This is a genomic window from Stutzerimonas nosocomialis (assembly GCF_005876855.1).
In the GTDB taxonomy this organism is placed as follows: domain Bacteria; phylum Pseudomonadota; class Gammaproteobacteria; order Pseudomonadales; family Pseudomonadaceae; genus Stutzerimonas; species Stutzerimonas nosocomialis.
The window spans coordinates 1-26,098 of the sequence record NZ_QLAE01000009.1; the positions used below are offsets into that span (position 1 = coordinate 1).

Annotated in this window: 25 protein-coding genes; 14 read left to right on the forward strand and 11 right to left on the reverse strand. The window is 64.5% G+C overall.

What is annotated here, in order from left to right; translation table 11 throughout:
• On the forward strand, nt 1-550 hold a 550-nt coding region (coq7, locus tag DN824_RS07455), incomplete at its 5' end, for a 2-polyprenyl-3-methyl-6-methoxy-1,4-benzoquinone monooxygenase (protein WP_138407722.1).
• A gap of 55 nt (nt 551-605) precedes the next feature.
• On the opposite strand, the gene speD is transcribed toward coq7, so the two are convergent.
• Together speD and DN824_RS07465 are read right to left on the reverse strand one after the other, a co-directional pair.
• Nucleotides 606-1,400, reverse strand: a complete 795-nt coding sequence (gene speD, locus DN824_RS07460; RefSeq protein ID WP_138407858.1) for an adenosylmethionine decarboxylase — start codon at nt 1,398-1,400, stop codon at nt 606-608.
• Nucleotides 1,401-1,635: 235 nt separating this feature from the next.
• The gene (locus DN824_RS07465; RefSeq protein WP_138407723.1) at nt 1,636-2,058 is read right to left on the reverse strand and encodes an OsmC family protein; all 423 of its coding nucleotides are present in this window, start codon (nt 2,056-2,058) and stop codon (nt 1,636-1,638) included.
• A gap of 227 nt (nt 2,059-2,285) precedes the next feature.
• On the opposite strand from DN824_RS07465, the gene crp reads away from it, so the two are divergent.
• Nucleotides 2,286-2,930, forward strand: a complete 645-nt coding sequence (gene crp, locus DN824_RS07470) for a cAMP-activated global transcriptional regulator CRP (protein ID WP_138407724.1) — start codon at nt 2,286-2,288, stop codon at nt 2,928-2,930.
• 52 nt (nt 2,931-2,982) lie between these two features.
• Here crp and trpC read toward each other — a convergent pair whose 3' ends face one another.
• The 6 genes from trpC to rpe all read right to left on the reverse strand — a co-directional run bounded on the left by trpC (nt 2,983) and on the right by rpe (nt 8,519).
• The gene (trpC, locus tag DN824_RS07475; RefSeq protein WP_138407725.1) at nt 2,983-3,816 is read right to left on the reverse strand and encodes an indole-3-glycerol phosphate synthase TrpC; all 834 of its coding nucleotides are present in this window, start codon (nt 3,814-3,816) and stop codon (nt 2,983-2,985) included.
• On the reverse strand, nt 3,813-4,859 hold the full coding sequence (gene trpD / locus DN824_RS07480) for an anthranilate phosphoribosyltransferase (protein ID WP_138407726.1): 1,047 nt from the start codon (nt 4,857-4,859) through the stop codon (nt 3,813-3,815). Before trpD ends, trpC begins: the two co-directional genes overlap by 4 nt.
• A complete protein-coding gene (locus DN824_RS07485) occupies nt 4,859-5,452 on the reverse strand; it encodes an aminodeoxychorismate/anthranilate synthase component II (RefSeq protein WP_138407727.1) in 594 nt (197 codons plus the stop codon). The genes trpD and DN824_RS07485 overlap by 1 nt, the downstream gene beginning before the upstream one ends.
• A 1-nt stretch (nt 5,453) precedes the next feature.
• Nucleotides 5,454-6,944, reverse strand: a complete 1,491-nt coding sequence (gene trpE / locus DN824_RS07490) for an anthranilate synthase component I (protein WP_138407728.1) — start codon at nt 6,942-6,944, stop codon at nt 5,454-5,456.
• Between the two features lie 217 nt (nt 6,945-7,161).
• Nucleotides 7,162-7,845 carry a phosphoglycolate phosphatase gene (locus DN824_RS07495; protein WP_138407729.1) on the reverse strand — a complete coding sequence of 228 codons (684 nt, stop codon included), beginning with the start codon at nt 7,843-7,845 and terminating at the stop codon, nt 7,162-7,164.
• Entirely contained in the window at nt 7,845-8,519 is a 675-nt protein-coding gene (rpe, locus tag DN824_RS07500; RefSeq protein ID WP_138407730.1) for a ribulose-phosphate 3-epimerase, read from the reverse strand. Before rpe ends, DN824_RS07495 begins: the two co-directional genes overlap by 1 nt.
• 123 nt (nt 8,520-8,642) lie before the next feature.
• Here rpe and DN824_RS07505 point away from each other — a divergent pair, with 123 nt between their 5' ends.
• The gene (locus DN824_RS07505) at nt 8,643-9,617 is read left to right on the forward strand and encodes a DUF3530 family protein (RefSeq protein WP_138407731.1); all 975 of its coding nucleotides are present in this window, start codon (nt 8,643-8,645) and stop codon (nt 9,615-9,617) included.
• 19 nt (nt 9,618-9,636) lie between these two features.
• Here the strand turns inward: DN824_RS07505 and DN824_RS07510 are convergent, their stop codons facing one another.
• From DN824_RS07510 to DN824_RS07520, 3 genes are read right to left on the reverse strand one after another with little or no spacing between them, the layout of a single operon-like run.
• Nucleotides 9,637-10,401: a TerB family tellurite resistance protein gene (locus tag DN824_RS07510; protein ID WP_138407732.1), complete on the reverse strand. Its 765-nt coding sequence runs from the start codon at nt 10,399-10,401 to the stop codon at nt 9,637-9,639.
• Nucleotides 10,402-11,070, reverse strand: coding sequence for an N-acetylmuramate alpha-1-phosphate uridylyltransferase MurU (gene murU, locus DN824_RS07515; RefSeq protein WP_138407733.1), 669 nt, complete (start codon nt 11,068-11,070; stop codon nt 10,402-10,404).
• Entirely contained in the window at nt 11,067-12,086 is a 1,020-nt protein-coding gene (locus DN824_RS07520) for an aminoglycoside phosphotransferase family protein (protein WP_138407734.1), read from the reverse strand. The genes murU and DN824_RS07520 overlap by 4 nt, the downstream gene beginning before the upstream one ends.
• A 129-nt stretch (nt 12,087-12,215) precedes the next feature.
• Here DN824_RS07520 and DN824_RS07525 point away from each other — a divergent pair, with 129 nt between their 5' ends.
• The 11 genes from DN824_RS07525 to DN824_RS07575 all read left to right on the forward strand — a co-directional run bounded on the left by DN824_RS07525 (nt 12,216) and on the right by DN824_RS07575 (nt 26,087).
• Entirely contained in the window at nt 12,216-14,972 is a 2,757-nt protein-coding gene (locus DN824_RS07525; RefSeq protein WP_138407735.1) for an LPS-assembly protein LptD, read from the forward strand.
• On the forward strand, nt 14,953-16,251 hold the full coding sequence (locus tag DN824_RS07530; RefSeq protein WP_138407736.1) for a peptidylprolyl isomerase: 1,299 nt from the start codon (nt 14,953-14,955) through the stop codon (nt 16,249-16,251). Before DN824_RS07525 ends, DN824_RS07530 begins: the two co-directional genes overlap by 20 nt.
• 14 nt (nt 16,252-16,265) lie before the next feature.
• Nucleotides 16,266-17,246: a 4-hydroxythreonine-4-phosphate dehydrogenase PdxA gene (pdxA, locus tag DN824_RS07535; protein WP_138407859.1), complete on the forward strand. Its 981-nt coding sequence runs from the start codon at nt 16,266-16,268 to the stop codon at nt 17,244-17,246.
• A 100-nt stretch (nt 17,247-17,346) separates the two neighbouring features.
• Nucleotides 17,347-18,144 (forward strand): 16S rRNA (adenine(1518)-N(6)/adenine(1519)-N(6))-dimethyltransferase RsmA, encoded by a 798-nt coding sequence (rsmA, locus tag DN824_RS07540; protein ID WP_138407737.1) that lies wholly within the window; start codon nt 17,347-17,349, stop codon nt 18,142-18,144.
• A gap of 21 nt (nt 18,145-18,165) precedes the next feature.
• Nucleotides 18,166-18,546: a Co2+/Mg2+ efflux protein ApaG gene (apaG, locus tag DN824_RS07545; protein WP_138407738.1), complete on the forward strand. Its 381-nt coding sequence runs from the start codon at nt 18,166-18,168 to the stop codon at nt 18,544-18,546.
• Entirely contained in the window at nt 18,543-19,367 is an 825-nt protein-coding gene (locus DN824_RS07550; protein ID WP_138407739.1) for a symmetrical bis(5'-nucleosyl)-tetraphosphatase, read from the forward strand. The genes apaG and DN824_RS07550 overlap by 4 nt, the downstream gene beginning before the upstream one ends.
• Nucleotides 19,364-19,690 (forward strand): thiosulfate sulfurtransferase GlpE, encoded by a 327-nt coding sequence (glpE, locus tag DN824_RS07555; RefSeq protein ID WP_138407740.1) that lies wholly within the window; start codon nt 19,364-19,366, stop codon nt 19,688-19,690. Before DN824_RS07550 ends, glpE begins: the two co-directional genes overlap by 4 nt.
• Before the next feature lie 272 nt (nt 19,691-19,962).
• Nucleotides 19,963-21,885, forward strand: a complete 1,923-nt coding sequence (locus DN824_RS07560; protein WP_138407741.1) for a PrkA family serine protein kinase — start codon at nt 19,963-19,965, stop codon at nt 21,883-21,885.
• A gap of 86 nt (nt 21,886-21,971) precedes the next feature.
• Entirely contained in the window at nt 21,972-23,243 is a 1,272-nt protein-coding gene (locus DN824_RS07565) for a YeaH/YhbH family protein (protein WP_138407742.1), read from the forward strand.
• A 31-nt stretch (nt 23,244-23,274) separates the two neighbouring features.
• Nucleotides 23,275-24,825: a SpoVR family protein gene (locus DN824_RS07570; RefSeq protein WP_138407743.1), complete on the forward strand. Its 1,551-nt coding sequence runs from the start codon at nt 23,275-23,277 to the stop codon at nt 24,823-24,825.
• Nucleotides 24,826-24,893: 68 nt separating this feature from the next.
• The gene (locus DN824_RS07575) at nt 24,894-26,087 is read left to right on the forward strand and encodes a multifunctional CCA addition/repair protein (protein ID WP_138407744.1); all 1,194 of its coding nucleotides are present in this window, start codon (nt 24,894-24,896) and stop codon (nt 26,085-26,087) included.
• Nucleotides 26,088-26,098 lie beyond the last annotated feature (11 nt).

The window sequence follows — 26,098 nt, forward strand, 5'->3', positions numbered from 1 at the left end:
CCCTTCCCCTGCGCAGCTGAAGGACGAAGCCGAGCTGAGCGAAAGCGAGTCGCGTCATGTGGCCGGTCTCATGCGAATCAACCACACCGGGGAAGTCTGCGCGCAAGCCCTCTATCAAGGCCAGGCGCTCACGGCCAGCCTGCCCCGCGTACGCCAGGCGATGGAAAAGGCGGCCGATGAAGAAGTCGACCACCTGGCCTGGTGCGAACAGCGAATCCATCAGCTCGGCAGCCATACCAGCGTGCTCAACCCCTTGTTCTATGGACTGTCGTTCGGCATCGGCGCTGGCGCCGGAGTGATCAGCGACCGCATCAGCCTGGGCTTCGTCGCCGCGACCGAAGAGCAGGTCTGCAAGCACCTGGACGATCATCTGCAACAGCTGCCCGCGGCAGACGAGAAGTCCCGTGCGATCCTCGAGCAAATGCGCGAAGACGAAGCCCATCACGGGGCCATCGCGATCGATGCGGGCGGCTTCCGTTTCCCGGCTCCGGTCAAGTTCGGCATGTCGCTGCTGGCGAAGGTCATGACCAAGGCGACCTACCGCATCTGAGCAAGGGGATATGAAAAAGGGCGCCTCGGCGCCCTTTTTCGATCAGCGAGATCAATCAGCCCGGCATGTTGCGGGCATAGAAGATTTCCAGCATCTCGTGGCGCAGGCGGTCCTCGACCTGCTTGCGCTGTTCCTTGGAGAGGTTGCGCGTGGCATCGCCGAACAGGTAGTTCTCCAGTTCGAAGTCCTTGAGCAGCATCTTGGTGTGGAACAGGTTCTCCTGGTACACGTTCACGTCGGTCATCTGGTACGCGGCGCGGGTGTCATCGGAGAGGTATTTCTGGATCGAGTTGATCTCGTGATCGATGAAATGCTTCTTGCCTTCCACATCCCGAGTGAAACCGCGGACGCGATAGTCGACGGTGACGATATCCGAGTCGAACTGGTGGATCAGGTAGTTCAGCGCCTTCAGGGGCGAGATGACGCCGCAGGTGGACACATCGATATCCACCCGGAAGGTGGCGATGCCGTCGACCGGGTGGATTTCCGGATAGGTGTGAACCGTGATGTGGCTCTTGTCGAGGTGAGCCAGGATGGTTTCGGGCAGAGGGCCCGGTGACTCTTCGATCTGGCTGTCGGTCGGCGTGACCGGCTGTTCCGAAATGAGGATAGTCACGCTCGCGCCCTGCGGCTCGTAGTCCTGCCGGGCAATATTCAGGATGTTGGCGCCAATGATGTCGACCACATCGGTCAGTATCTGAGTAAGGCGCTCGGCGTCGTACTCTTCGTCGATGTATTCCACGTATGCCTGCTGATCTTCCGGGGTTTCGGCATAGCAGATGTCGTAGATATTGAAGCTCAAGGTCTTGGTCAGGTTATTGAACCCGTGGAGCTTGAGTTTGCTTTTCACCATTGGAAACTCTCTTCAAAGCGGCTCTGCCGCGTGGTTGAGCATGCCCGTCAGATACCGGTGGTTCTGCGTAGGGCGATTTACACCTCTCGCGATGCGATTTTGGCAATTGATTGCACACCCCGAAAAATCGGGGCGCGCATTATGCAGAGCGGCCAGCCCATGCGCCAGAGCCTGACGCCCCATTGTGATGATCGGATGTCAGCGACTGGAGTCGAAGCCGCAACCTTTCGGTTCAGCCGAGTTCGACGATCTCGTAGTCGTGGGTGATTTCCACACCTGCACGGCCAAGCATGATGGAAGCCGAGCAGTACTTCTCCGCCGACAACTCGACGGCCCGCTTCACCTGGGCCTCTTTCAAGCCGCGCCCCTTGACCACGAAATGAAGATGGATCTTGGTGAACACCTTCGGGTCCTCGCTCGCCCGCTCGGCCTCGAGAAAGGCTTCGCAGCTTTCCACCGGCTGGCGGGACTTCTTGAGGATGCTGACGACGTCAAAATTGCTGCACCCGCCCAGGCCGATCAGCAGCATTTCCATGGGACGAACGCCGAGATTCCGTCCACCGTTTTCAGGCGGGCCATCCATGACGACGGCATGGCCACTGCCCGACTCCCCCAGGAACAGAGCTTCTCCAGCCCATTGAACGCGTGCCTTCATCGGAAACCTCTGGTTATTGGCAAAGGAGTTGCAAGAGTACCACGAGGCGGGAAAACCAGCCTGCGACACCATGAAGGCACATTGACATCACATATCTGTTGACTGGACGACATTTTGCGGGTTGCCGGTCGTACTACGTCTGTTAAGCTGACGTCGACTTAATGACATCCTAGTCACATCAAAATAGACCAGTCGTTTACAAAACGCTGCTCTCGGGACCTCACTGCATGGTTGCTATCACCCTTACCCCAAAGATAAAGAACCTCGACAAGCTGCTCGCGCATTGCCACCGCCGGCGTTATACGGCCAAAAGCACGATTATTTACGCAGGCGATCGTTGTGAAACGCTGTTCTTCATCATCAAGGGGTCGGTCACGATCCTGATCGAGGATGACGACGGCCGCGAGATGATCATCGCGTATCTGAACTCGGGCGATTTCTTCGGCGAGATGGGTCTTTTTGAAAAGGAAGGCTCCGAGAAAGAGCGCAGCGCCTGGGTACGGGCCAAGACAGAGTGCGAAGTCGCCGAACTGAGCTACGCCAAGTTCCGCGAACTGACCCAGCAGGATCCCGATATCCTCTACGCACTGGGCAGCCAGATGGCCGAGCGCCTGCGCAACACGACCCGCAAGGTCGGCGACTTGGCGTTCCTGGATGTGACCGGTCGGGTCGCCCGCACGCTGCTGGACCTGTGCAAGCAGCCGGACGCCATGACCCACCCGGACGGCATGCAGATCAAGATCACCCGCCAGGAAATTGGCCGAATCGTCGGCTGCTCGCGGGAAATGGTCGGACGCGTGCTCAAGAGCCTCGAGGAACAGGGCCTGGTACACGTGAAAGGCAAGACGATGGTGGTCTTCGGCACTCGCTAAGCCGAACACCGCGGACAAAAAAGCCGGTCATCGACCGGCTTTTTTGTGCCCGTTATTCCGGATCGGCGGTCGTCGTGCGCGGCTTGCGCTCCGGGAAGAACAAGCGCTGCAGCTCGAGCCCGGGCTGCTCGGCGCGCATGAACGCCTCGCCCACGAGGAAGGCATACACCTCGTTGATCTCCATCAGCTCCACGTCGGCGCGATTGAGGATGCCACTTTCTGTCACAACCAGACGATCCTGCGGCACTCGCGGCAGCAGATCCAGGGTGGTTTCCAGGCTGACTTCGAAGGTGTGCAGGTTACGGTTGTTGATTCCGATCAGCGGCGTATCCAGACGCAGCGCCCGCTCCAGCTCATCGCCGCCGTGCACTTCGACCAGCACGTCGAGCTTCAGGTCAGCGGCCACGCTGGCGAGTTCGGCCATGCGCGCATCGTCCAGCGCCGAGGCGATCAGCAGGATGCAGTCGGCACCCAGCGCACGGGTCTCGACCACCTGGTACGGGTCGATCAGGAAATCCTTGCGAATCACCGGCAACGCGCAGGCGCCACGGGCCTGCTGCAGGTAGACATCGGCCCCCTGGAAGAAATCGATATCGGTGAGTACCGACAGGCAGGCCGCGCCACCGGCCTCGTAGCTGGCCGCAATCTCGGCAGGCTCGAACTGCTCGCGCAACACGCCCTTGCTCGGCGACGCCTTCTTGATCTCGGCGATCACCGCGGGCGCCTTGCGCTGCGCACGTTCCAGCAAGGCACTGGCGAACCCGCGCACAGGGTCGGCCTGGCTGGCCCGCCGCTCGAGTTCATCCAGGCTCACCTGGCTCTTGCGCTGCGCCACCTCGACAGCCTTACGCGCCAGGATGTTTTCCAGCACCGTCGGCACGCTCATGCCTGATTCTCCTGTCTGAATACCGCCGTGAAGGCGCTGAGCTCTTCCATCTTCTCCCGTGCCAGCCCCGAACTCAGCGCATCCTGGGCCAACGCCACGCCCTCGGCCAGACTGCTGGCACGGTCGGCCGCATAAAGCGCCGCGCCGGCGTTGAGGGCAATCATGTCGGCCGCTTTGCGGCCATTCTCGGTATTACGCCTGCCCAGTGCCTCGCGAATCAGCTCGAGGGATGCGGCAGGACCGTCCACATTGAGCCCGATCAGGCTCTGACTCTTGATCCCGAAATCTTCCGGCTGGATGCGGTACTCGGTGACCTGGCCATCCTTGAGTTCCGCCACATGGGTCGGCGCCGCCAGGCTGATCTCGTCGAGACCATCCTGCGCGTGGACCACCAGCACATGCGAGCTACCCAGCCGCGCCAGCACTTCGGCCATCGGCCGGCACAGCGCCTGGCTGAACACGCCGACCACCTGATGACTGACTCCGGCCGGGTTGGTCATGGGGCCAAGCATGTTGAACAGCGTACGCAGCCCGAGTTCGCGACGCGGGCCGATAGCGTGTTTCATCGCGCCATGGTGGGCCGGCGCGAACATGAACCCGACGCCGACGGTCTCGACGCACCGGGCGACCTGCTCCGGCCGCAGGTCGAGATAGACGCCGGCGGCCTCCAGCAGATCGGCACTGCCGCTTTTACCCGACACCGCGCGGTTGCCGTGCTTGGCGACCTTGCCGCCCGCCGCCGCGACGACGAAGGCGGCGGCTGTGGAAACGTTGAAGATGTTCATCCCGTCGCCGCCGGTGCCGCAGGTGTCGACCAGCTGCTCGGCGTCGATCACCACCGGGGTGGCGAGTTCGCGCATGACTATCGCGGCCCCGACGATCTCGTCGATGGTTTCGCTCTTCATGCGCATGCCCATCAGGAAGGCGCCGATCTGCGCGTCGCTGCAGTTGCCGGTCATGATCTCGGTCATGACCTGCTTCATTTCCTCGGTGGTCAGGTCGAGCTGACCGACGATCCGGTTGAGGGCCGTTTTGATGTCCATCAGCGCGTGCCTCCGGTCTGCTTGAGGAAATTGGCGAACAGTTCATGGCCCTGCTCGGTGAGGATCGACTCGGGATGGAACTGCACGCCCTCGACGTTCAGCGTCCTGTGCCGCAGGCCCATGATCTCGTCGACCGAGCCGTCGTCGGTCTGGGTCCATGCCGTGACCTCAAGGCAGTCCGGCAGGGTCTCGCGCTTGACCACCAGCGAGTGATAGCGGGTCACGGTGAGCGGATTGTTGAGACCGGCGAACACACCCTGGTCGAGATGAAACACCGGGCTGGTCTTGCCGTGCATGACCTGGCGCGCGCGGACCACGTCGCCACCGAACGCCTGGCCGATGCTCTGGTGCCCCAGGCAGACGCCCAGGATCGGCAGCTTGCCGGCGAAATGGCGAATCAGCTCCAGCGACACACCCGCCTCGTTCGGCGTGCAGGGGCCGGGCGACACCACGATGCGCTCGGGCGCGAGCGCCTCGATTTCGGGGACGCTGAGTTCGTCGTTGCGCACCACCTTGACCTGCGCACCGAGCTCGCCGAGGTACTGCACCACGTTGTAGGTGAAGGAGTCGTAATTATCGAGCATCAGCAACATGTCAGTTCACCTTCGATTGATGGGGCTGCTCGGCCAGCGCCACCGCACGGAACATGGCGCGACGCTTGTTCAGGGTTTCTTCCCACTCCATCGCCGGCTGCGAGTCGGCGACGATTCCGGCACCCGCCTGCACGTGCAGCTGGCCGTCCTTGATCACCGCCGTGCGAATGGCGATGGCGGTGTCCATGTTGCCGTTCCACGCGAGATAGCCGACCGCGCCGCCATAGACGCCGCGCTTGACCGGCTCGAGCTCGTCGATGATTTCCATGGCACGGATCTTCGGGGCGCCGGACAGCGTGCCGGCCGGGAGAATCGCCCGCAGCGCGTCCATGGCGGTCAAGGGCGCCTTGAGCTGGCCGGTGACGTTGGACACGATGTGCATGACGTTGGAATAGCGTTCGATGACCATCTTTTCGGTGAGTTTCACCGAGCCGGTCTGTGCGACGCGCCCCACGTCATTGCGGCCGAGGTCGATCAGCATCAGGTGCTCGGCCACTTCCTTGGCGTCGCCGAGCAGGTCTTGCTCGAGCGCCAGATCCGCTTCTTCGCTGGTGCCGCGCGGCCGCGTGCCGGCGATGGGGCGAACGGTGACCAGGCCGTCCTCGACCCGGACCAGCACCTCAGGCGAGCTGCCGACCACATGGAAGTCGCCAAAATCGAAGAAGTACATGTAGGGCGTGGGATTGAAGCAGCGCAGCGCGCGGTAGAGATCGATCGGCGCCGCCTTGAAGGGGATCGACATGCGCTGGGAAATCACCACCTGCATGCAGTCGCCCGCCAGGATATAGTCCTTGATCCGGTTGACCGCATGCTCGTAATCATCGCGGCTGAAGCTGGAGTTGAAGTCCGGCTCGTGCTGCCGCGCGGTGTCGAAATCGAGCCCCAGACGCGGCTCGATCGGCTGGCGCAGCTTTTCCCTCAGCACCCGCAGGCGCGCCTGGCCCTGCTCGAACGCATCGGGCTCGGCCGGATCGACCAGCACGATGCAGTGCAGCTTGCCGGCCAGGTTGTCGAATACCACCACCGCATCCGACACCATCAGCAGGATGTCCGGCGTGCCCAGCGGGTCGGGGTTGGGGCAGCGCGCGAGCTTGCGCTCGACGTAGCGCACGCTGTCGTAGCCGAAATAGCCGACCAGGCCGCCATTGAAACGGGGCAGGCCTTCGACCGGGGCTACCCGATAGCGCGCCTTGAATGCCTCGACGAACGCCAGTGGGTCCTCGACTTCGCAACGTTCGCTTTCGCGTCCGTCGACGGTCACGCTCACATGGTGGTCATGGACCCGCATGACGGTGCGGCACGGCAGGCCGATGATCGAGTAGCGGCCCCATTTTTCGCCGCCCTGGACCGACTCGAGCAGGTAGGCGTTGGGCGCGTCGGCGAGCTTGAGGTACAGCGAGAGCGGGGTATCGAAATCGGCGAGGGTTTCGAACGACACAGGGATGCGGTTATGGCCTTCGGCGGCCAGGCGCAGGAATTCGTCGCGGGTCATGATCAGCCTCGTGGCTAACAAAGGGGTAGGTCAGGGCAAACGCGCCAGCTCTCGGCCGGCCAGTACGATTCAGGCGCGCCAGCGCCAACGTGCCAGGGCCTTGACGACTTTCATCCAGGCGCTGGTGTACCGATGTTTGCAGATGACAACCACGTGTCTGATCTCGTAAGGCGGGGATAAAACGGTTCGGCCACACTAGCGCAGCGCGAATGCCGAATCAACCTACGAGCAATTCGCGCAGATCATCGAGAACGAACTCGGGGTTCTCCTCGTCGATGGGCCGGCCATGGTTATAGCCGTAACGCAGCGCGACGCAGGGAACGCCGGCGGCCTTCGCCGCCAACACGTCGTTGCGCGAGTCGCCCACGAACAGCGCCTGGTGCGCCGACACCCCTGCCCGTTCGAGCACATGCTGCAACCCTGCCGGATCGGGTTTCTGCCGGGGCAATGTGTCGCCGCCGACGATCCAGGTGAAGAAGCCGCCCAGATCCTTTTCCTGCAGCAGCGGCTCCACGAAGCGCTCGGGCTTGTTGGTCACCACCGCCATCGGCACGCCCTGCGTACGCAGCCATTGGAGCAAGGGCGGGACACCGGGATACACGGTGGTCAGGGCATGGCCGCCCGCATAGGCCTCGAGGAACAGCTGCAGCGCCCGCTGCGCCAGCTCGTCGTCGACGCCCCGGTGATCGATCCCGCCGGCCAGGGCCCGGCGCACCAGCACCGGCGCACCGTTGCCAACCCAGTCGCGAACCCGCGCCAACCCGGCCGGCGGGCGCCCCAGCTGAATCAGGACGCTGTCCACAGCGGCGGCCAGATCCGGCACCGAGTCGAGCAGGGTGCCGTCGAGATCGAACATCACCAGACGCGGCAGTTCGCCGTCGAACAAGCGGCGCAGCAACATCAGGCGGTGGCCAGCGCCAGCTCGGCGCGCATGGCGTCGATCACCTGGCGGTAATCGGGTGCGTTGAAGATCGCCGAGCCGGCGACGAAGGTGTCGGCCCCGGCCGCGGCGATCTCGCGGATATTCTTGACGTTGACCCCGCCGTCGATCTCGAGGCGGATCTCATGACCCGAGGCGTCGATCAGGGCCCGCGCCTCGCGCAGCTTGTCGAGGGTGCCGGGGATGAACTTCTGACCGCCGAAGCCCGGGTTGACGCTCATCAGCAGGATCATGTCGACCTTGTCCATCACGTAGCGCAGCACATCCAGGGGCGTCGCCGGATTGAACACCAGCCCGGCCTTGGCGCCGCCATCGCGAATCAGCTGCAGGGAGCGGTCGATGTGCTCGGACGCTTCAGGGTGGAAGGTGATGTAGCTGGCGCCGGCCTCGATGAAGTCGCCGATGATGCGGTCCACCGGCTTGACCATCAGATGCGCATCGATAGGCGCGGTGATGCCGTACTTGCGCAACGCAGCGCAGACCATCGGCCCAATGGTCAGGTTGGGCACGTAATGGTTGTCCATCACATCGAAGTGGACGATGTCGGCGCCCGCGGCGAGAACCTTGTCCACCTCTTCGCCGAGACGGGCGAAATCGGCAGAGAGAATGGACGGAGCGATGGCGAACGGCTGCATGACGCACCTCAGGCGGAAAAACACGGGCGCGTAGTGTACCCGAAGCCCCGCACGACGGCGCGTGCGGCTGGCGGTCGCCGCGACGTGCCGCTAGGCTGGCGTTTCGTCCTTAAGGAACCGCCGATGTCGAAAACGCTGATAGCCGCCCTGCTGCTCCTGTGCGCCGCGGCCACTCCACTGATGGCCGACGAGCCGGGCGACGAACAACCTGCCGAGGCAAAGCCCGTGCTGCGCGCCCCGCTGGGCGAGCGAAGCGCGATCGAGGCGCAGGAACTGGCGCGCAAACTTCCGGCGCAGGCGAAGATGCTCGATGCTGCCGGCCAGTCCTTCGTCGCCCTCTGGATGCCGGCCAATACCGCCCAGGCCAAGGGCGCGGTGATCCTGCTACCCGGTGACGGACAGACTGCCGACTGGCCACGGGGCATCGGTCCGCTGCGTCGCCGGCTGCCCGACGACGGCTGGCACACCCTGAGCCTCAGCCTGCCGGACAACCCCGGCGAGGCCCTGCCCAGAACACCGGAACCCGACGCGCAAACCGCTCCACAGCCTCAGGAGGAAGACGAAACGGCACCTAGGCCGGAGGAAGCCCCGGCCGAGGCGGGGTATTTGCCGGAGCAGACGTCGGCACCCGAGGACAGCGCCCCGGAAGCCGAGCCGGCCGCCGATGCCCCGCCCGCGGTCGAATGGCCAACCGCGCTGTTCGAGCGGATCACCGCCGGCATCGGCTTCGCCCGCGAGAGCGGCGCCACCACCATCGTACTCGCCGGCCAGGGCAGCGGCGCCTTCTGGGCGGCCCGCTACCTGCAGGAACATCCGGCGCCGGAAGTGCGACACCTGGCGCTGATCGCACCGCGTGCCGTGCCGGGCGAAACCGCGCTGGAGGATCTGGTGCCGGCGCTCAAGATCGCCACGAGCGACTTCTATTATCCCCAGCCCGAGTATCTGCGCGACGCTGCCATCGCCCGGCGCAACGCCGCCCGGCGGATCGGCCATCCCAGCTACCACCAGGTGATGCTGCAGGCCTTGCCCGCCGATCCGGACGCCGAACAGGAGCAGCTGTACCGCCGGGTACGCGGCTGGCTGGACCGCCAGCCCTGAACGCCCCGGCGCGGACCGGTCAGCGAAAGCCACGACGCTCCCGGATCAGGGCATAGGCATTGTGCAATTCACGGGTACGCTCGGTGGCATCGCGCACCTGCGCGGGCGAGGCGCCCGAACCGGCCAGCTTGTCGGGATGATGCTGGCTGAGCAGCTTTCGATAGGCGCGCTTGATCACCTGCATCTCGCTGTCGGCGCGAACACCGAGCAGCTGCATGGCTTCCTCGTAGGCACCGCCGCGACTGGCGGGCGCGCCCTGCCGCCGCCCGGCGTCCCGGTCCTGAGCGGCAACCTCGTCGCGACTCCAGCCCAGCCACTTGCCCCACAGCATGATCAGCTCATGCTCCCGGGTGTTGACCCTACCTTCGGCACGTGCCATTCGCCAGCAGGCCTGCAGCACGGCAGCCGCCTGCTCGCGATCACGCAGCCGGCGTAACGGCTGACGCAGGCTGTCATCGCCGGATTTGCCGCGATAGAAGGCATCGATGGCTTCACGCTGGCCCGCCTGGTCCAGCCCCCGTCGCTGCATTTCGGCGCGGGCGACGCGGATGTGCGCCTCGCTCACGCGCCCACCGCTCTTGGCCAGGCGCCCGAGCAGGACGAACAGCAAGGCTTCGCCCTGCAGCGGCGCCCCGCTTCGCATGCGCTCTCGCAGACTTGCCCAGGAGTCGAGCCCGAGGCGACGATCCAGCACCTGCCCCAGCAGACCGCCGAGCAGGGCACCGGGAATGCTCGCCAGCAGCCAGCCTGCCAGCGCACCCAGCAAGGTGATGGGCCAGAACATTCAGCGTCGCGCCTCGATCAACCGTTCGACTTCGGCCAGACGCTCGAGCGTACCCACGTCGACCCACCGCCCCGCATGACGCTCGCCGCTGACCTGCCCCCGCGCCATCGCCGCGCGCAGCAGCGGTGCGAGCTTGAACGCGCCTGGCGCACAGCCTTCGAAGAGCGCCGGATGCAGCACGGCCAGCCCGCTATAGGTCAACCGTTCGCCGCCACCGGCTTCGCTCACCCGGCCGCCGGCCAGGTGAAAATCCCCGTCGGGATGGTGAGCCGGGTTATCCACCAGTACCAGATGGGCCAGGCCTTCGAGCCAGCGCGGCAGGGTGGCGAACGAATAATCGGTCCAGACGTCGCCGTTGACGACCACGAAGGGCTCGTCGCCCAGCAGTGGCAATGCCTTGAAGATGCCGCCGCCGGTTTCCAGCGGCTCGCCTTCTGCGGAATAGCGAATGCTCACGCCGTAGCGGCTGCCGTCGCCGAGATAGGCCTCGATGCGCTCGCCGAGCCAGGCGTGGTTGATCACCAGCTCGTCGAACCCGGCCTTCGCCAGCGCCTCGATGTGGTAGACGATCAGGGGAACCCCCGCCACCTCCACCAGCGGTTTGGGCGTATGCAGCGTCAACGGGCGCATCCGCTCGCCCTTGCCGGCAGCCAGGATCATTGCCTTCATTGACGCGGCTCCGTCGGGAGGCTGGCGAGCAGTTCGCCCAGCTCGGCGAGTTCAGGGCGCCGGGCGAGCACGGTATGGATGTAGGCGAAGAACCGCGGCACGTCCGCCAGATAGCGAGGTTTGCCGTCGCGATGGCAGATCCTCGAGAAGATCCCTATCACCTTGAGGTGGCGCTGCACGCCCATCAGGTCGCTGGCCCGCAGGAAGGCCTGGAAGTCCCCCTGGACCGGGATGCCGGCTTCGGCGGCCTGCGTCCAGTAGGCCTCGAGCCAGCCCTGCACGCGCGCCTCCGGCCAGCTGACGAAGGCATCCTTGAACAGCGAGGTGATGTCATAGGTGACCGGCCCCAGTACCGCATCCTGAAAATCGAGAACACCCGGGTTCGGCTCGCTGAGCATCAGGTTGCGCGGCATGTAATCCCGGTGCACCAGCACGCGAGGCTGAGCCAGCGCCGAATCGATCAACAGGCTGCAGACGCGGGCCCACTGCCGCCGCTGGCCCTCGTCGAACTCCACGCCCAGGTGGCGTGCCACGTACCAGTCTGGGAAGAGCTGGAGCTCGCGCTGCAGCAGGGCTTGGTCGTAGGCGGGGAAGCCCGGCTCCGGGCGGATGCGCTGCAGCCGGACCAGCGCGTCGATGGCATCGGCGAACAGCCGGTCGGCATTGCCTTCGTCGATGACGTCCAGATACGTCTGGCGTCCCAGATCGTTGAGCAGCAGGAAGCCACGTTCCAGATCCTGGGCCAGCACCCGGGGCACGTTGAGGCCGCCGGCCGACAGCCGAGCGGCGATGTCCACGAACGGACGGCAGTTTTCCTGCGGCGGCGGCGCGTCCATCACGATCAGCGTCCGGCCGTTGGCTTCCCAGCGGAAATAGCGGCGAAAACTGGCGTCGCTACTGGCAGCGGTCAGCGTCGCCGACGGCGGCGTTCCCCAGTCATGCTCGGCGAACACGGGAGGTAGAACATGCGCCAGCCAGTCGTTCACATCCAGCAGGCGTTGGTCTTGAAGCGGCATTTCAGGGTCTCCCTCGGCGCTAGCCGATAGTCGGGTCATGCTTTATTATCCAGAATCTTTTTCAGCCCATCGAGAGGCGGGCGGCCCAGCCGGCCGATGGCTCGCAGGAAGCCGGGACTAATAAACCAGATGGCACTCAAATACCCCGCATTTCGCAAGAAATTTCCCTTACTGTTCACTGGTAGCCTGCTCGCTCTGCAACCAATGGCAGTCCCTTTCGTTATCGCAGCCGAGCAATTCGATTGCCAGCCTGGCCCCTCCGGCGGCTGGGCATGCGCCCCCAAGGCCACCAACACCGCACTGCCACCCCGCCCGGTACACAGCAGCAGCGCCGTCAGCAGCGCCGGCGCCCAGGCTCCGGCCAGCCGCGCGACCGAAACGCCGACCACCACGCTAGTCACCGAGAGCAAGGGAAAGGGCCTGGCTTCGCGTAGCGCCGACTACAGCCATCTGGACTGGGTGCCTCGCGACCAGCTCACCGCCGCACAGCTGGCCGAAGCCGGCCCCTATTGCGCCGGCGCCTATGTCGAGCCGGATCGCCCAGGCATGTTCGACGACACCCCGCTGAGCGAGGCGCCGACCTACGTTTCGGCGAAAGCCACCCGCTACGAGCAGGCGACCGAGACCGCCACACTGGCTGGCGACGTGCTCCTGCGCCAGGGCCGCATTCAGGTCGAAGCGGACGAGGCGAACCTCTACCAGCTGGAAAACCGCGGCGAGCTGACCGGCAACGTTCGTTTTCGCGACGCCGGCACCCTGGTGGTCGGCGACCGCGCCGAACTCTTTCTCGACAATGGCGAGGCCAAGATCGAGAACGCCGAATACGTGGTACATGCCGGCAAGGTCCGCGGCAGCGCACTCTACGCCAAGCGCGAGGAGACCGCGATCGTCCGCCTCAAGGACGGTACCTACACCCGCTGCGAGCCGGGCGACAACGCCTGGCACCTGGCCGGCAACAACGTCACCCTGGATCCCAACACCGGCCGCGGCACCGCGACCAACGTCACCCTGCGGGTCAAGAACGTGCCGGTGTTCTACACGCCGTACATCTATTTCCCGATCGACGACCGCCGCCAGTCAGGTTTCCTGACCCCGAGCATCAGCTCGTCGAGCAGCAACGGCGTCACCCTGCAGACGCCTTATTACTTCAACCTCGCGCCCAACTTCGACGCCACGCTCTACCCGCAGTACATGAGCGAGCGCGGCCTGCTGATGGAAGGCGAGTTCCGCTACCTCACGCGCAGCAGCGAAGGCCAGTTCGGCGCCGCCTACCTGAACGACCGCGAAGACGAGCGCAAGCTGCAGTCCGAGTACGAAGACCAGCGCTGGATGTACAGCCTGCAGCACCGCACCGGCCTCGACTCGCGCTGGCTCGCGGAGGTCGACTACACCGACATCAGCGACCCTTACTACTTCCAGGATCTCAGCACCGGCCTCGGCATCGATCGTCCCTCGCACCTCAACCAGCGCGGCATGCTGACCTACCGCGGCGACAGCTACGTCGCGCAGATCAATGCCCACGCCTACGAACGCGCGACGGTCACCGACATCACCCCTTACGATCGCCTGCCGCAGATCACCCTGAACGGTGGCCTTCCCTTCCAGCCGGGCGGCCTGCAGTTCGGCTACGAGACCGAGTTCGTCAAGTTCCAGCGCAGCCTGCGCAGCGGCAACTTCATCAACGACAACGGCGCCCCCGAAGAATGGTATGACGAGCGCCTGCAGGGCCTGAACCGAGCGGAGGGCGAGCGCATCCACGTGGAACCGGGCGTCAGCCTGCCGCTTAACTGGGCCTGGGGCTTCCTGACGCCATCGGTCAAGTACGCCTATACCCAATACGACCTCGATATCGACGCCCAGGGCCGCGCCGGTCTCCCGGGCGAGTTCAATTCATCGCCCGACCGCAGCGTGCCGATCCTGAGCGTCGACAGCGGCCTGTACTTCGACCGCGACACCCAGTGGTTCGGCCAGGGCTACCGTCAGACCCTCGAACCGCGGATGTTCTACCTCTATGTGCCGAACGAGGACCAGGACGACATTCCGGTCTTCGACACCAGCGAAACTCCGTTCAGCTACGCCTCGCTGTGGCGCGACAACCGCTTCAATGGCAACGACCGCATCGGCGACGCCAACCAGGTCTCGCTGGGCGTCACCAGCCGCTGGATCGAGGCCAACGGCGTCGAGCGCCAGCGCATCAGCGTCGGCCAGGCGTTCTACTTCGAAGACCGCCGCGTGCAGATGCCGGGCATCGACTACCGCGACTTCGACCAGGCCCAGTCGTCGGTTTCGCCCTACGCCCTGGAATACCAGTACCGCTACAACCAGGACTGGCGCTTCACCTCCACCTTCAACTGGGACCCGGACACCCACACCACACGGTCGGGTAGCGCCATGTTCCACTACCAGGCGGCGGACAACCCGAACAAGATCGTCAACATCGGCTATCGCTATCGCAACGACACCATCCGTTTCGACCAGGCGACCGGTACCTGGAAATACAACGACGATTTCGGCAACCCGGGCGATGCCGACTACATCAAGGACTACTACAAGATCAACCAGCACGACTTCTCCACCATCTGGCCAATCGTGCCGCAGTGGAGCGCGATCGCGCGCTGGCAGTACGACTACGGCCGCAACCGTACGCTGGAGGCGTTCGGCGGCTTCGAGTACGACACCTGCTGCTGGAAGCTTCGTCTGATCAATCGCTACTGGATCGACAACGACGAGACCAGCCTCAACCCACGCCTCAACGACGAGCCGGACCGTGGCATTTTCCTCCAGATCGTCCTCAAGGGGCTCGGCGGCGTATTCGGCGCTTCGACCGAGTCTTTCCTGGACCAAGGCATTCAAGGTTACCGTGAACGTGAAGACCAAGCTTTCTGATCTCCTGCGCCCGCTGATGCTGGGCGCCCTGCTCCTGAGCGGCGCGACCGCCGCCACCGCCCAGGTGCAACCGCTGGACCGTGTCGTGGCCATCGTCGACAACGACGTCATCATGCAAAGCCAGCTCGACCAGCGTGTCCGTGAAGTCCAGCAGACGATCGGCAGGCGCGGCGCCGAGCTGCCCTCCGACGACGTCCTGCGCACCCAGGTGCTCGAACGCCTGATCACCGAGAACCTGCAGTTGCAGATGGGCGAGCGCTCCGGCATCCGCATCTCCGACGAGGAACTCAACCAGGCCATGGGCACCATCGCCCAGCGCAACAACATGACCCTCGAACAGTTCCGGACAGCGCTGGCGGGGGACGGCCTGACCCTGGAAGACGCCCGTGAGCAGATCCGTCGCGAAATGGTGATCAGCCGCGTGCGCCAGCGCCGGATTGCCGAGCGGGTGCAGGTCTCCAACCAGGAGGTGCAGAACTTCCTCAGGTCGGACCTGGGCAAGATGCAGCTGTCCGAAGAGTACCGCCTGGCCAACATCTTGATCCCGGTGCCCGAGTCGGCAGACTCGGCAACCGTGCAGGCCGCCGAGCGCAGCGCCAACGAAACCTACCAGCAGCTGCAGCAGGGCGCCGACTTCGGCCAGCTCGCCGTATCCCGCTCCGCCAGCGAGAACGCCCTCGAAGGCGGCGAGATGGGCTGGCGCAAGGCGGCGCAGCTGCCACCGCCGTTCGACTCCCTGGTACAGGGCATGCAGGTCGGCCAGGTCACCGAACCGATCCGCACGCCGCCCGGCTTCATCCTGGTCAAGCTGCTGGAAAAGCGCGGCGGCGAGACCCAGGTCCGGGACGAAGTCCACGTACGCCATATCCTGATCAAGCCCAGCGAGATCCGCAGCAACGAGGAGAGCCGCCGGCTCGTCCAGCGCCTGCATGACCGTATCAGCGCCGGCGAAGACTTCGCCGAACTGGCCCGCAGCTTCTCCGAAGACCCGGGCTCGGCGCTCAACGGCGGCGACCTCAACTGGGTCGACCCCAACTCGCTGGTCCCCGAATTCCGCGAGGTCATGGCCAACACCGCTTCCGGGCAACTCTCCGCACCGTTCCAAAGCCCCTATGGCTGGCACATCCTGGAAGTCCTGGGCCGCCGCGCCACCGACGCCAGCGAAGAGTTCCGCGAACAGCAGGCCATGACCATCCTGCGCAACCGCAAGTACGACGAAGAGCTGCAGGCCTGGCTGCGTCAGATTCGCGACGAAGCCTACGTGGAAATCAAGATCTGAGGCGCCCGCCGATGATCGTCAGACGCTTCGCCCTCACCCCTGGCGAACCGGCAGGCATAGGTCCGGACCTGTGCCTGCTGCTGGCCGGCTCGGCACATCCCCATGTCCTCATCGCCATCGCCAGCCACGCCCTTCTGAGTGACAGGGCAGCCGCCCTCGGGCTCGCCACCCGCCCGCAGTGCGTCACGCCCGACGCCTGGCCCAGCGAGCCGGCACCTGCCGGCACGCTGTACGTCTGGGACACGCCCCTCGCCCAGCCCGCCGAGCCCGGACACCTCCAGGCCGCCAACGCACCCTATGTGCTCGAGACCCTGACGCGGGCCGCGCAGGGCTGCCTGGACGGCAGCTTTGCCGGCATGATCACCGCCCCGGTGCACAAGGGCGTGATCAACGATGCCGGTATCGCCTTTTCGGGCCATACCGAATTCCTGGCGCAACTGACCGGCACACCGCAGGTGGTGATGATGCTCGCCACCCACGGGCTCCGAGTCGCACTGGTGACGACGCACCTGCCGCTCAAGGATGTCGCGGCGTCGATCACGCCCCAGCGCCTGGAAGAGGTCACCCGGATCCTGTATGCCGACCTTCGGGACAAGTTCGGCATCGGCTCCCCTCGCATCCTGGTCTGCGGGCTCAACCCCCACGCCGGCGAAGGTGGGCACCTGGGGCGCGAGGAGATCGAGATCATCGAGCCCACGCTGCAGCGCCTGCGGGACGAGGGCATGGATCTGGTCGGCCCCCTGCCGGCCGACACCCTGTTCAGCCCGAAGAACCTCGAGCGCTGCGACGCGGTGCTCGCGATGTATCACGACCAGGGCCTTCCGGTGCTCAAGTACAAGGGTTTCGGCGCCGCGGTCAACGTTACCCTCGGGCTGCCCATCGTGCGCACCTCGGTCGACCACGGCACGGCGCTGGACCTGGCAGGCACCGGCCGTATCGACACCGGCAGCCTGCAGGTCGCGCTGGAAACCGCCTACCAGATGACCGGCCGATAGCCATCGCAGCGGCACAGTGCGCGCCGCGCTACCGGCATCAGCGTTATAATCTCTCCTTTTGCATCGGCCCAAGCACCGCTCGGGCCATCGGGAGCTTTGCATGGCGGAAACCTATCAGCACCGTGCGCGCAAGCGTTTCGGCCAGAACTTCCTGCACGACGCCGGCGTGATCCATCGCATCCTGCGCGCCATTCATCCCCGCGAAGGCGAGCGCCTGGTGGAGATCGGCCCCGGCCAGGGCGCCTTGACCGAAGGCCTGCTGGGCAGCGGCGCACAGCTGGACGTGGTGGAACTGGACCTCGACCTGATTCCGATCCTGCAGAGCAAGTTCGCCGATCGCGCCAACTTCACGCTGCATCAGGGCGACGCGCTGAAGTTCGACTTCGCGCGCCTGGGCGGCGAGCCGGGCAGCCTGCGCATCGTCGGCAACCTGCCCTACAACATCTCCACGCCGCTGATTTTCCATCTGCTCGAACACGCCCACCTGATCCGCGACATGCATTTCATGCTGCAGAAGGAGGTGGTCGAACGCCTGGCCGCGCAGCCCGGTGGCGGCGACTGGGGTCGTCTGTCGCTGATGGTGCAGTACCACTGCCGCGTCGAACACCTGTTCAATGTCGGCCCGGGCGCGTTCAATCCGGCGCCGAAGGTCGACTCGGCCATCGTCCGCCTGGTCCCGCACGAGACACTGCCTCATCCGGCACGCGACCCCCGGCAACTGGAACGGGTGGTGCGCGAAGCCTTCAACCAGCGCCGCAAGACCCTGCGCAACACCCTCAAGGGACTTCTCGATGCCGATGCCATCGAGGCCGCCGGCGTCGACGGCAGTCTGCGACCCGAACAGCTCGACCTCGCCGCCTTCGTTCGGCTGGCGAACCAGCTTTCCGACCGCGCCTAACCCGCCTTTCGAGAGAATGCCATGACCGATCCCCGCTACCGGATAGACGTCAGCGTCGCGACCCAGTACCTGCCGGCGCAATCGCAGCCGGAACAAAACCGCTTTGCCTTTGCCTACACCGTAACCATCGAAAACAAAGGCCAGCTCCCTGCCCAGCTGCTTTCGCGCCACTGGATCATCACCAATGGCGACGGCCAGGTTCAGGAAGTCCGCGGCGACGGTGTGGTCGGCGAGCAGCCGCTCATCGCCCCCGGACAGCGACACGTCTACACCAGCGGCACACTGATGGAGACCCGGGTAGGCAGCATGCAGGGCAGCTACGCCATGCTGGCCGAGGACGGGTGTGAATTCGAAGCCGTGATCGCGCCGTTCCGGCTGGCCGTACCCGGAGCATTGCATTGACCACCTACGCTGTCGGCGACCTGCAGGGTTGCCTGGATCCGCTGCTCTGCCTGCTCAGGCAGGTCGACTTCAGCCCCTCGCGCGATTGCCTGTGGCTCGCCGGGGACCTGGTCAACCGTGGCCCGCAGTCCCTCGAAGCGCTTCGCTACGTACGCGAACTGGGCGGCTCGGCCGTCACCGTGCTCGGCAACCATGACCTTCACCTGCTGGCCGTGGCGCATAACGTCGAGCGGATGAAGAAGAACGACACCCTCAAGCCGATCCTCATGGCCGACGACCGGGCGGACCTGATCGACTGGCTGCGCCGGCAGAAACTCGTGCACCACGATGCCGACCGTGAGGTGACCATGGTGCATGCGGGCATTCCCCCCCAGTGGACGCTGACCAAGGCACTGCGGCGCGCGGCCGAGGTGGAACAGGCTCTGCAGAACGACGAGACACTGATGCCCTACCTCGACGGCATGTACGGCAACCAGCCGGCCAAGTGGAGCAAGGATCTGCACGGCGTGACGCGCCTGCGCGTGATCACCAACTATTTCACCCGCATGCGCTTCTGCACTGCCGACGGCACCCTCGAATTCGCCGCCAAGGAAGGTACCGATTCGGCGCCGCCCGGCTACGCTCCCTGGTTCAGCCACCCGAATCGCAAGATGCGCGGACAGAAGCTGATCTTCGGCCACTGGGCCGCGCTGGAAGGCAAGTGCGATGAACCCAACGTCTACGCACTCGATACCGGATGCGTCTGGGGTAACGAGATGACGCTGATGAACGTCGACAGTGGCGAACTGCATCACTGCGACTGCAACGAGGTTTCGACATGACAGAATTCAAACGCATCGCCCCCGAACAGGCACAGGCCCTGCGCAGCCATGGCGCGGTGGTGGTCGACATCCGCGACCCGCAGAGCTTCGCCAACGGGCACATCGCCGGCGCCACGCACCTGGACAACCACTCGCTGCCCGACTTCATCGCCGGCGCCGATTTCGACCAGCCGCTGATCGTGACCTGCTATCACGGCCACTCAAGTCAGAGCGCCGCCGCCTACCTGGCCCACCAGGGGTTTTCCGACGTCTACAGCCTCGACGGCGGCTTCGAGCTCTGGCGCAGCACCTTCCCCGGCGACGTCGCGCAGTCCGACGCGTAAATTTCGTCTCTCCTCCGCAGCCCGCGCACCCCGCGGGCTCGCCCACCGGGCAAGGTGTCCGGTGACACAGATTTACATCCTCGCCCTTGTATTCACCGAAACCGAACTATCCTTAACTGCAGGCCATCCATACTGGAAAGCCCGTACCGGCTTTTTGGGCCTTTGGTTCGACCATGAGGGTGTTCGGGGGAACTCCATTTGGCCGGCTCCGTCGGTCGCCTCCTGAAAACTGCATGATCGCACCCGGCCCGAGCATCGACCGAGGTGAAGTCATGAGCATTTTCAGCCACTTCCAGCAACGCTTCGAATCGACACGCCAGGAGGAGTATTCGCTGCAGGAGTATCTCGATCTGTGCAAACAGGAGCCCAGCACTTACGCCTCGGCGGCCGAGCGGCTGCTCATGGCGATCGGCGAACCCGAACTCCTCGATACCTCCACCGACCCGCGGATGTCGCGCATCTTTTCCAACAAGGTGATCCGCCGCTACCCCGCCTTCGCCGACTTCCACGGGATGGAAGACTGCATCGAGCAGATCGTCTCCTACTTCCGCCATGCCGCTCAGGGCCTGGAAGAGAAGAAACAGATCCTCTACCTCCTGGGCCCTGTGGGCGGTGGCAAGTCCTCGCTGGCCGAGAAGCTCAAGCAGTTGATGGAGAAGGTGCCCTTCTACGCCATCAAGGGCTCCCCGGTGTTCGAATCGCCGCTGGGGCTGTTCAACCCGGCCGAAGACGCGCAGATCCTCGAAGAGGACTACGGCATTCCGCAGCGCTACCTCAATTCGATCATGTCCCCCTGGGCGACCAAGCGCCTGCAGGAGTTCGGCGGCGACATTAGCCAGTTCCGCGTGGTCAAGCTCTACCCCTCGATCCTCAACCAGATCGCCGTGGCCAAGACCGAGCCGGGCGACGAGAACAACCAGGACATCTCCGCCCTGGTGGGCAAGGTGGATATCCGCAAGCTGGAGGAATTCCCGCAGAACGATGCCGATGCCTACAGCTACTCGGGCGCTCTGTGCCGGGCCAACCAGGGCCTGATGGAGTTCGTCGAGATGTTCAAGGCGCCGATCAAGGTGCTGCATCCGTTGCTGACCGCTACCCAGGAAGGTAACTACAACAGCACCGAAGGCCTCGGCGCGATCCCTTTCAACGGCATTCTGCTGGCGCACTCCAACGAGTCGGAATGGCACAGCTTCCGCAACAACAAGAACAACGAGGCCTTCATCGACCGGATCTACATCGTCAAGGTGCCCTACTGCCTGCGCGTGTCGGACGAGGTGAAGATCTACGACAAGCTGCTGGTCAACAGCTCGCTCTCCCGCGCCCATTGCGCGCCCGACACGCTGAAGATGCTCGCCCAGTTCTCGGTGCTGTCGCGCCTGAAGGAGCCGGAAAACTCCAACATCTACTCGAAGATGCGCGTCTACGACGGCGAGAACCTCAAGGACACCGACCCCAAGGCGAAGTCGATCCAGGAATACCGCGACTCGGCTGGCGTCGACGAGGGCATGAACGGCCTGTCGACACGCTTCGCCTTCAAGATCCTGTCCAAGGTGTTCAACTTCGATCCCCACGAGATCGCCGCCAACCCGGTCCACCTGCTCTATGTGCTCGAACAGCAGATCGAGCAGGAGCAGTTCCCCGCCGAGGTCCGCGAGCGCTACCTGCGCTACATCAAGGAATACCTGGCACCGCGCTACATAGAGTTCATCGGCAAGGAGATCCAGACCGCGTACCTGGAGTCCTACAGCGAATACGGGCAGAACATCTTCGACCGCTACGTGCTGTACGCCGATTTCTGGATCCAGGACCAGGAATACCGCGACCCGGAGACCGGGGAGATCCTCAACCGCGTGGCGCTGAACGAGGAACTGGAGAAGATCGAGAAACCCGCCGGCATCAGCAACCCGAAGGACTTCCGCAACGAGATCGTCAACTTCGTGCTGCGTGCCCGGGCCAACAACAACGGCAAGAACCCCACCTGGCTCAGCTACGAGAAACTGCGGGTGGTCATCGAGAAGAAGATGTTCTCCAACACCGAGGACCTGCTCCCAGTCATCAGTTTCAACGCCAAGGCCAGCAAGGAGGATCAGCAGAAACACAACGACTTCGTCGTCCGCATGGTCGAGCGCGGCTACACCGAGAAGCAGGTTCGCCTGCTCTCCGAGTGGTACCTGCGGGTCCGTAAATCGCAGTAAAAGCAGCTGGAAGCCTGAAGCCGGAGGCATGAAGCAGTCCCTCCAGCTTCGGGCTCATGACTTCCAGCTCAGCCCGGAGGGCTCATATGAGCTACGTGATCGACCGACGCCTCAATGGCAAGAACAAGAGTACGGTTAACCGCCAGCGCTTCCTCAGGCGTTACCGTGGCCATATCAAGAAGGCGGTCGAGGAGGCGGTCAGCCGCCGCTCGATCACCGATATGGAGCATGGCGAACAGATCAGCATTCCCGGCCGCGACATCGACGAGCCGGTGCTGCACCACGGCCGCGGCGGACGCCAGACCATCGTCCATCCCGGCAACAAAGAGTTCACCGCGGGCGAACGCATTCCGCGCCCCCAGGGCGGTGGTGGCGGTGGCCAGGGCGCGGGCCAGGCCAGCAACAGCGGCGAAGGCCTGGACGAGTTCGTCTTTCAGATCACCCAGGAAGAGTTTCTCGACTTCATGTTCGAGGACCTGGAACTGCCCAACCTGGTCAAGCGGCACCTGACCGGCGCCGAAACCTTCAAGACCGTGCGCGCCGGCATCAGCAGCGACGGCAACCCCTCGCGCATCAACATCGTCCGCACCCTGCGTTCGGCCCATGCCCGGCGCATCGCCCTCTCGGGCAGCAGTCGCGCCCGGCTGCGCGAACTCAAGGCCGAACTCGAACGTCTGAAGCTCGAGGAGCCGGACAACTTCACCGATATCCAGGCCACCGAAGCGGAGATCGAGCGGCTGCAGGCGCGGGTCAAACGCGTCCCGTTCCTCGACACCTTCGACCTCAAATACAACCTGCTGAGCAAACAGCCCAACCCCAGTTCGAAAGCCGTGATGTTCTGCCTGATGGACGTGTCGGGCTCGATGACCCAGGCGACCAAGGACATCGCCAAGCGCTTCTTCATCCTGCTGTACCTGTTCCTCAAACGGAACTACGACAAGATCGACGTGGTGTTCATCCGCCACCACACCAGTGCCAAGGAAGTCGACGAGGAAGAGTTCTTCTACAGCCGCGAAACCGGCGGCACCATCGTCTCCAGCGCCCTGAAGCTGATGCAGGAAATCATGGCCGAGCGCTACCCGGTCGGCGAATGGAACATCTACGGTGCCCAGGCCTCGGACGGGGACAACTGGAACGATGACTCCCCCATCTGCCGGGACATTCTGATCAACCAGATCATGCCGTTCGTCCAGTACTACACCTATGTGGAAATCACGCCTCGCGAACATCAGGCGTTGTGGTACGAATATAACCAGGTGTGCGAGGCGTTCGGCGACTCCTTCGCCCAACAGCAGTTGGTGTCGGCCGGCGATATCTACCCGGTATTCCGCGAGCTGTTCCAGCGCCGGCTGGCTTGATCCAGCGGGCGCATGAAGCGAGGTGCGCAGTATGAAACGTCAGCCCATTTCCACCGGTTCGGAATGGACCTTCGACCTGATCAAGGCCTACGACCGGGAAATCGGACGGATCGCCGAGCGGTACGCGCTCGATACCTACCCCAACCAGATCGAAGTCATCACCGCCGAGCAGATGATGGACGCCTACGCCTCGGTGGGCATGCCGCTGGGCTATCACCACTGGTCCTACGGCAAGCAGTTCCTGCATACCGAAAAGCACTACACCCGGGGCCAGATGGGCCTGGCCTACGAGATCGTGATCAACTCCGATCCATGCATCGCCTACCTCATGGAAGAAAACACCATGACCATGCAGGCCCTGGTGATCGCCCACGCCTGCTATGGCCACAACAGCTTCTTCAAGGGCAACTACCTGTTCCGCACCTGGACCGACGCCCGCTCGATCATCGATTACCTGGTGTTCGCCAAGCAGTACATCATGCAGTGCGAGGAGCGCCACGGCATCGATGCGGTCGAGGACCTGCTCGACTCCTGCCACGCGCTGATGAACTACGGCGTTGACCGTTACAAGCGCCCCTATCCGATCTCGGCCGAGGAGGAACGTCGGCGCCAGAAGGATCGGGAAGAACACCTCCAACGGCAGATCAACGATCTCTGGCGCACCATCCCCAAGGGCGCGGACAAGGATCGCGAGAAGGACGACAAGCGCTTCCCCGCCGAACCGCAGGAGAACATCCTCTACTTCATCGAGAAGCACGCGCCCCTGTTGGAGCCCTGGCAGCGGGAAGTGGTGCGCATCGTCCGCAAGATCGCCCAGTACTTCTATCCCCAGCGCCAGACCCAGGTGATGAACGAGGGCTGGGCGACCTTCTGGCACTACACCCTGATGAACGACCTGTACGACGAAGGGCTGGTGACCGACGGCTTCATGCTGGAATTCCTCGCCTCCCACACCAGCGTCATCTACCAGCCCGGCTTCGACAGCCCCTACTACAGCGGCATCAACCCCTACACCCTGGGGTTCGCCATGTACCAGGACATCCGCCGCATCTGCGAGAACCCCACCGAGGAAGACCAGCGCTGGTTCCCCGACATCGCCAGCAGCGACTGGCTGACCACGATCAAGTTCGCCATGACCAACTTCAAGGATGAAAGCTTCATCCTGCAGTTCCTCTCGCCCAAGGTGATCCGCGATCTGAAGCTGTTCAGCATCCTGGACGACGACAGCCGCGAGGATCTCCTGGTCCCGGCCATCCACGACGACAGCGGCTACCGCACCATCCGCGAACTGCTGGCGGCGCAGTACAACCTCGGCAACCGAGAACCCAACGTGCAGGTGTGGAACGTCGACCGGCGCGGCGACCGCTCGCTGACGCTGCGTCATCAGCAGCACGATCGCAAGCCGCTGGGCAAGTCCACCGAAGACGTGCTCAAGCACCTGCATCGGCTCTGGGGGTTCGACGTACACCTGGAGTCGCGCCAGGACGATCGGCTGATCACCACCCAGCACATGCCGCCGCGCACCGAGGGCGAACCCGAGAGTCACTTCCCTCGCCTTGATCTGGCCATTCCGCCGATCTAGCAGCGCACGCAACCGCCCCTCGGCATCGCCGCGCCGGTGCCTTATCCTGCAGCGCTACGGAGGTGAGCATGCAGATATACAAGGTGGGCGGCGCGGTACGTGATCGCCTGTTGGGCAGACCGGTCACCGAGGTGGACTGGGTCGTGGTCGGTGCGACGGCCGAAGAGATGCAGGCCAGGGGATACCGGCCGGTCGGGGCGGATTTTCCGGTGTTCCTGCATCCCGAGACCGGCGAGGAGTACGCCCTGGCCCGCACCGAGCGCAAGAGCGGGCGCGGCTACGGCGGCTTCACCTTCTACGCCAGCCCGGACGTCACCCTCGAGGACGACCTCGTTCGCCGCGACCTGACCATCAATGCCATCGCCGAAGACGATCACGGCACGCTGGTGGACCCCTACGGCGGGCAGCGCGACCTCGCCGACCGCCTGCTGCGTCACGTCTCTCCTGCCTTTGCCGAAGACCCGCTGCGCGTCCTGCGCGTCGCGCGCTTCGCTGCCCGCTATCACGAGCTGGGCTTCAGGGTCGCCGACGAGACGCTCGAGCTGATGCGCCAGCTGGCCGAATCCGGCGAGCTGGAGGCGCTGACCCCGGAACGCAGCTGGAAGGAAATCTCCCGCGCACTGATGGAGCCTCGCCCCGATGTGTTCGTCCAGGTCCTGCGCGATTGCGGCGCGCTCGCCCGACTGCTGCCCGAGCTCGACGCCCTGTTCGCAGAGCAGGCCGACGAGCCTCTGCTGCGCGTCCTGCGCCACTGCGCGCAACACGCGCAGCCCCTACCGGTGCGCTGGGCCTGCCTGCTGCTCGACCTCGTTCCCCGTGGGACGACGGCAACCGGCCCCGAGCGCGCCGATGCCCGGCAGCTCGATGCGATCAGCCAACGTTTTAAGGTGCCGCGCGACTGCCAGGAACTGGCCCGGCTCAGCGGCGAATTTCTCGCCCAGGCCCGCCAGTCCACGGCGCTCGAACCCGACACCCTGCTCGCCTTGCTGCAGCACTTCGACATCTACCGCCGCCCCGAGCGATTCGAGCTGTTTCTCGCCGTGTGCGAAATGGATGCCTCGGCGCGCACCGCCGATGGCCTCGAGTCGATGCACCGCCAGACCGACTACCTGCGTCAGGCCGCCGAGGTCGCCCGGGCGGTGCGGGTCGATCAGCTGATCGAACGTGGCTTTCAAGGCGCGGCACTGGGAGAGGCGATCAAGCGTGAGCGGCTAGAAGCGCTCAGGGCGTACCGGCAAAGGTCCGAAGCGGCGGCGCCCTGACGCCGCCTGCT

Excerpts from the sequence above, each read along its gene's own strand:
- DN824_RS07485 (WP_138407727.1), bottom strand. The coding sequence starts at position 5,452 with ATGTTGCTGATGCTCGATAATTACGACTCCTTCACCTACAACGTGGTG.
- DN824_RS07575 (WP_138407744.1), top strand. The coding sequence starts at position 24,894 with ATGCAGATATACAAGGTGGGCGGCGCGGTACGTGATCGCCTGTTGGGC.
- murU (WP_138407733.1), bottom strand. The coding sequence starts at position 11,070 with ATGAAGGCAATGATCCTGGCTGCCGGCAAGGGCGAGCGGATGCGCCCG.
- DN824_RS07495 (WP_138407729.1), bottom strand. The coding sequence starts at position 7,845 with ATGTTGCTGCGCCGCTTGTTCGACGGCGAACTGCCGCGTCTGGTGATG.
- apaG (WP_138407738.1), top strand. The coding sequence starts at position 18,166 with ATGACCGATCCCCGCTACCGGATAGACGTCAGCGTCGCGACCCAGTAC.
- DN824_RS07510 (WP_138407732.1), bottom strand. The coding sequence starts at position 10,401 with ATGTTCTGGCCCATCACCTTGCTGGGTGCGCTGGCAGGCTGGCTGCTG.
- rsmA (WP_138407737.1), top strand. The coding sequence starts at position 17,347 with ATGGCGGAAACCTATCAGCACCGTGCGCGCAAGCGTTTCGGCCAGAAC.
- DN824_RS07565 (WP_138407742.1), top strand. The coding sequence starts at position 21,972 with ATGAGCTACGTGATCGACCGACGCCTCAATGGCAAGAACAAGAGTACG.
- DN824_RS07505 (WP_138407731.1), top strand. The coding sequence starts at position 8,643 with ATGTCGAAAACGCTGATAGCCGCCCTGCTGCTCCTGTGCGCCGCGGCC.
- DN824_RS07570 (WP_138407743.1), top strand. The coding sequence starts at position 23,275 with ATGAAACGTCAGCCCATTTCCACCGGTTCGGAATGGACCTTCGACCTG.
- trpD (WP_138407726.1), bottom strand. The coding sequence starts at position 4,859 with ATGGACATCAAAACGGCCCTCAACCGGATCGTCGGTCAGCTCGACCTG.
- glpE (WP_138407740.1), top strand. The coding sequence starts at position 19,364 with ATGACAGAATTCAAACGCATCGCCCCCGAACAGGCACAGGCCCTGCGC.
- DN824_RS07525 (WP_138407735.1), top strand. The coding sequence starts at position 12,216 with ATGGCACTCAAATACCCCGCATTTCGCAAGAAATTTCCCTTACTGTTC.
- DN824_RS07520 (WP_138407734.1), bottom strand. The coding sequence starts at position 12,086 with ATGCCGCTTCAAGACCAACGCCTGCTGGATGTGAACGACTGGCTGGCG.
- trpC (WP_138407725.1), bottom strand. The coding sequence starts at position 3,816 with ATGAGCGTGCCGACGGTGCTGGAAAACATCCTGGCGCGTAAGGCTGTC.
- DN824_RS07465 (WP_138407723.1), bottom strand. The coding sequence starts at position 2,058 with ATGAAGGCACGCGTTCAATGGGCTGGAGAAGCTCTGTTCCTGGGGGAG.
- DN824_RS07560 (WP_138407741.1), top strand. The coding sequence starts at position 19,963 with ATGAGCATTTTCAGCCACTTCCAGCAACGCTTCGAATCGACACGCCAG.
- crp (WP_138407724.1), top strand. The coding sequence starts at position 2,286 with ATGGTTGCTATCACCCTTACCCCAAAGATAAAGAACCTCGACAAGCTG.
- trpE (WP_138407728.1), bottom strand. The coding sequence starts at position 6,944 with ATGACCCGCGACGAATTCCTGCGCCTGGCCGCCGAAGGCCATAACCGC.
- rpe (WP_138407730.1), bottom strand. The coding sequence starts at position 8,519 with ATGCAGCCGTTCGCCATCGCTCCGTCCATTCTCTCTGCCGATTTCGCC.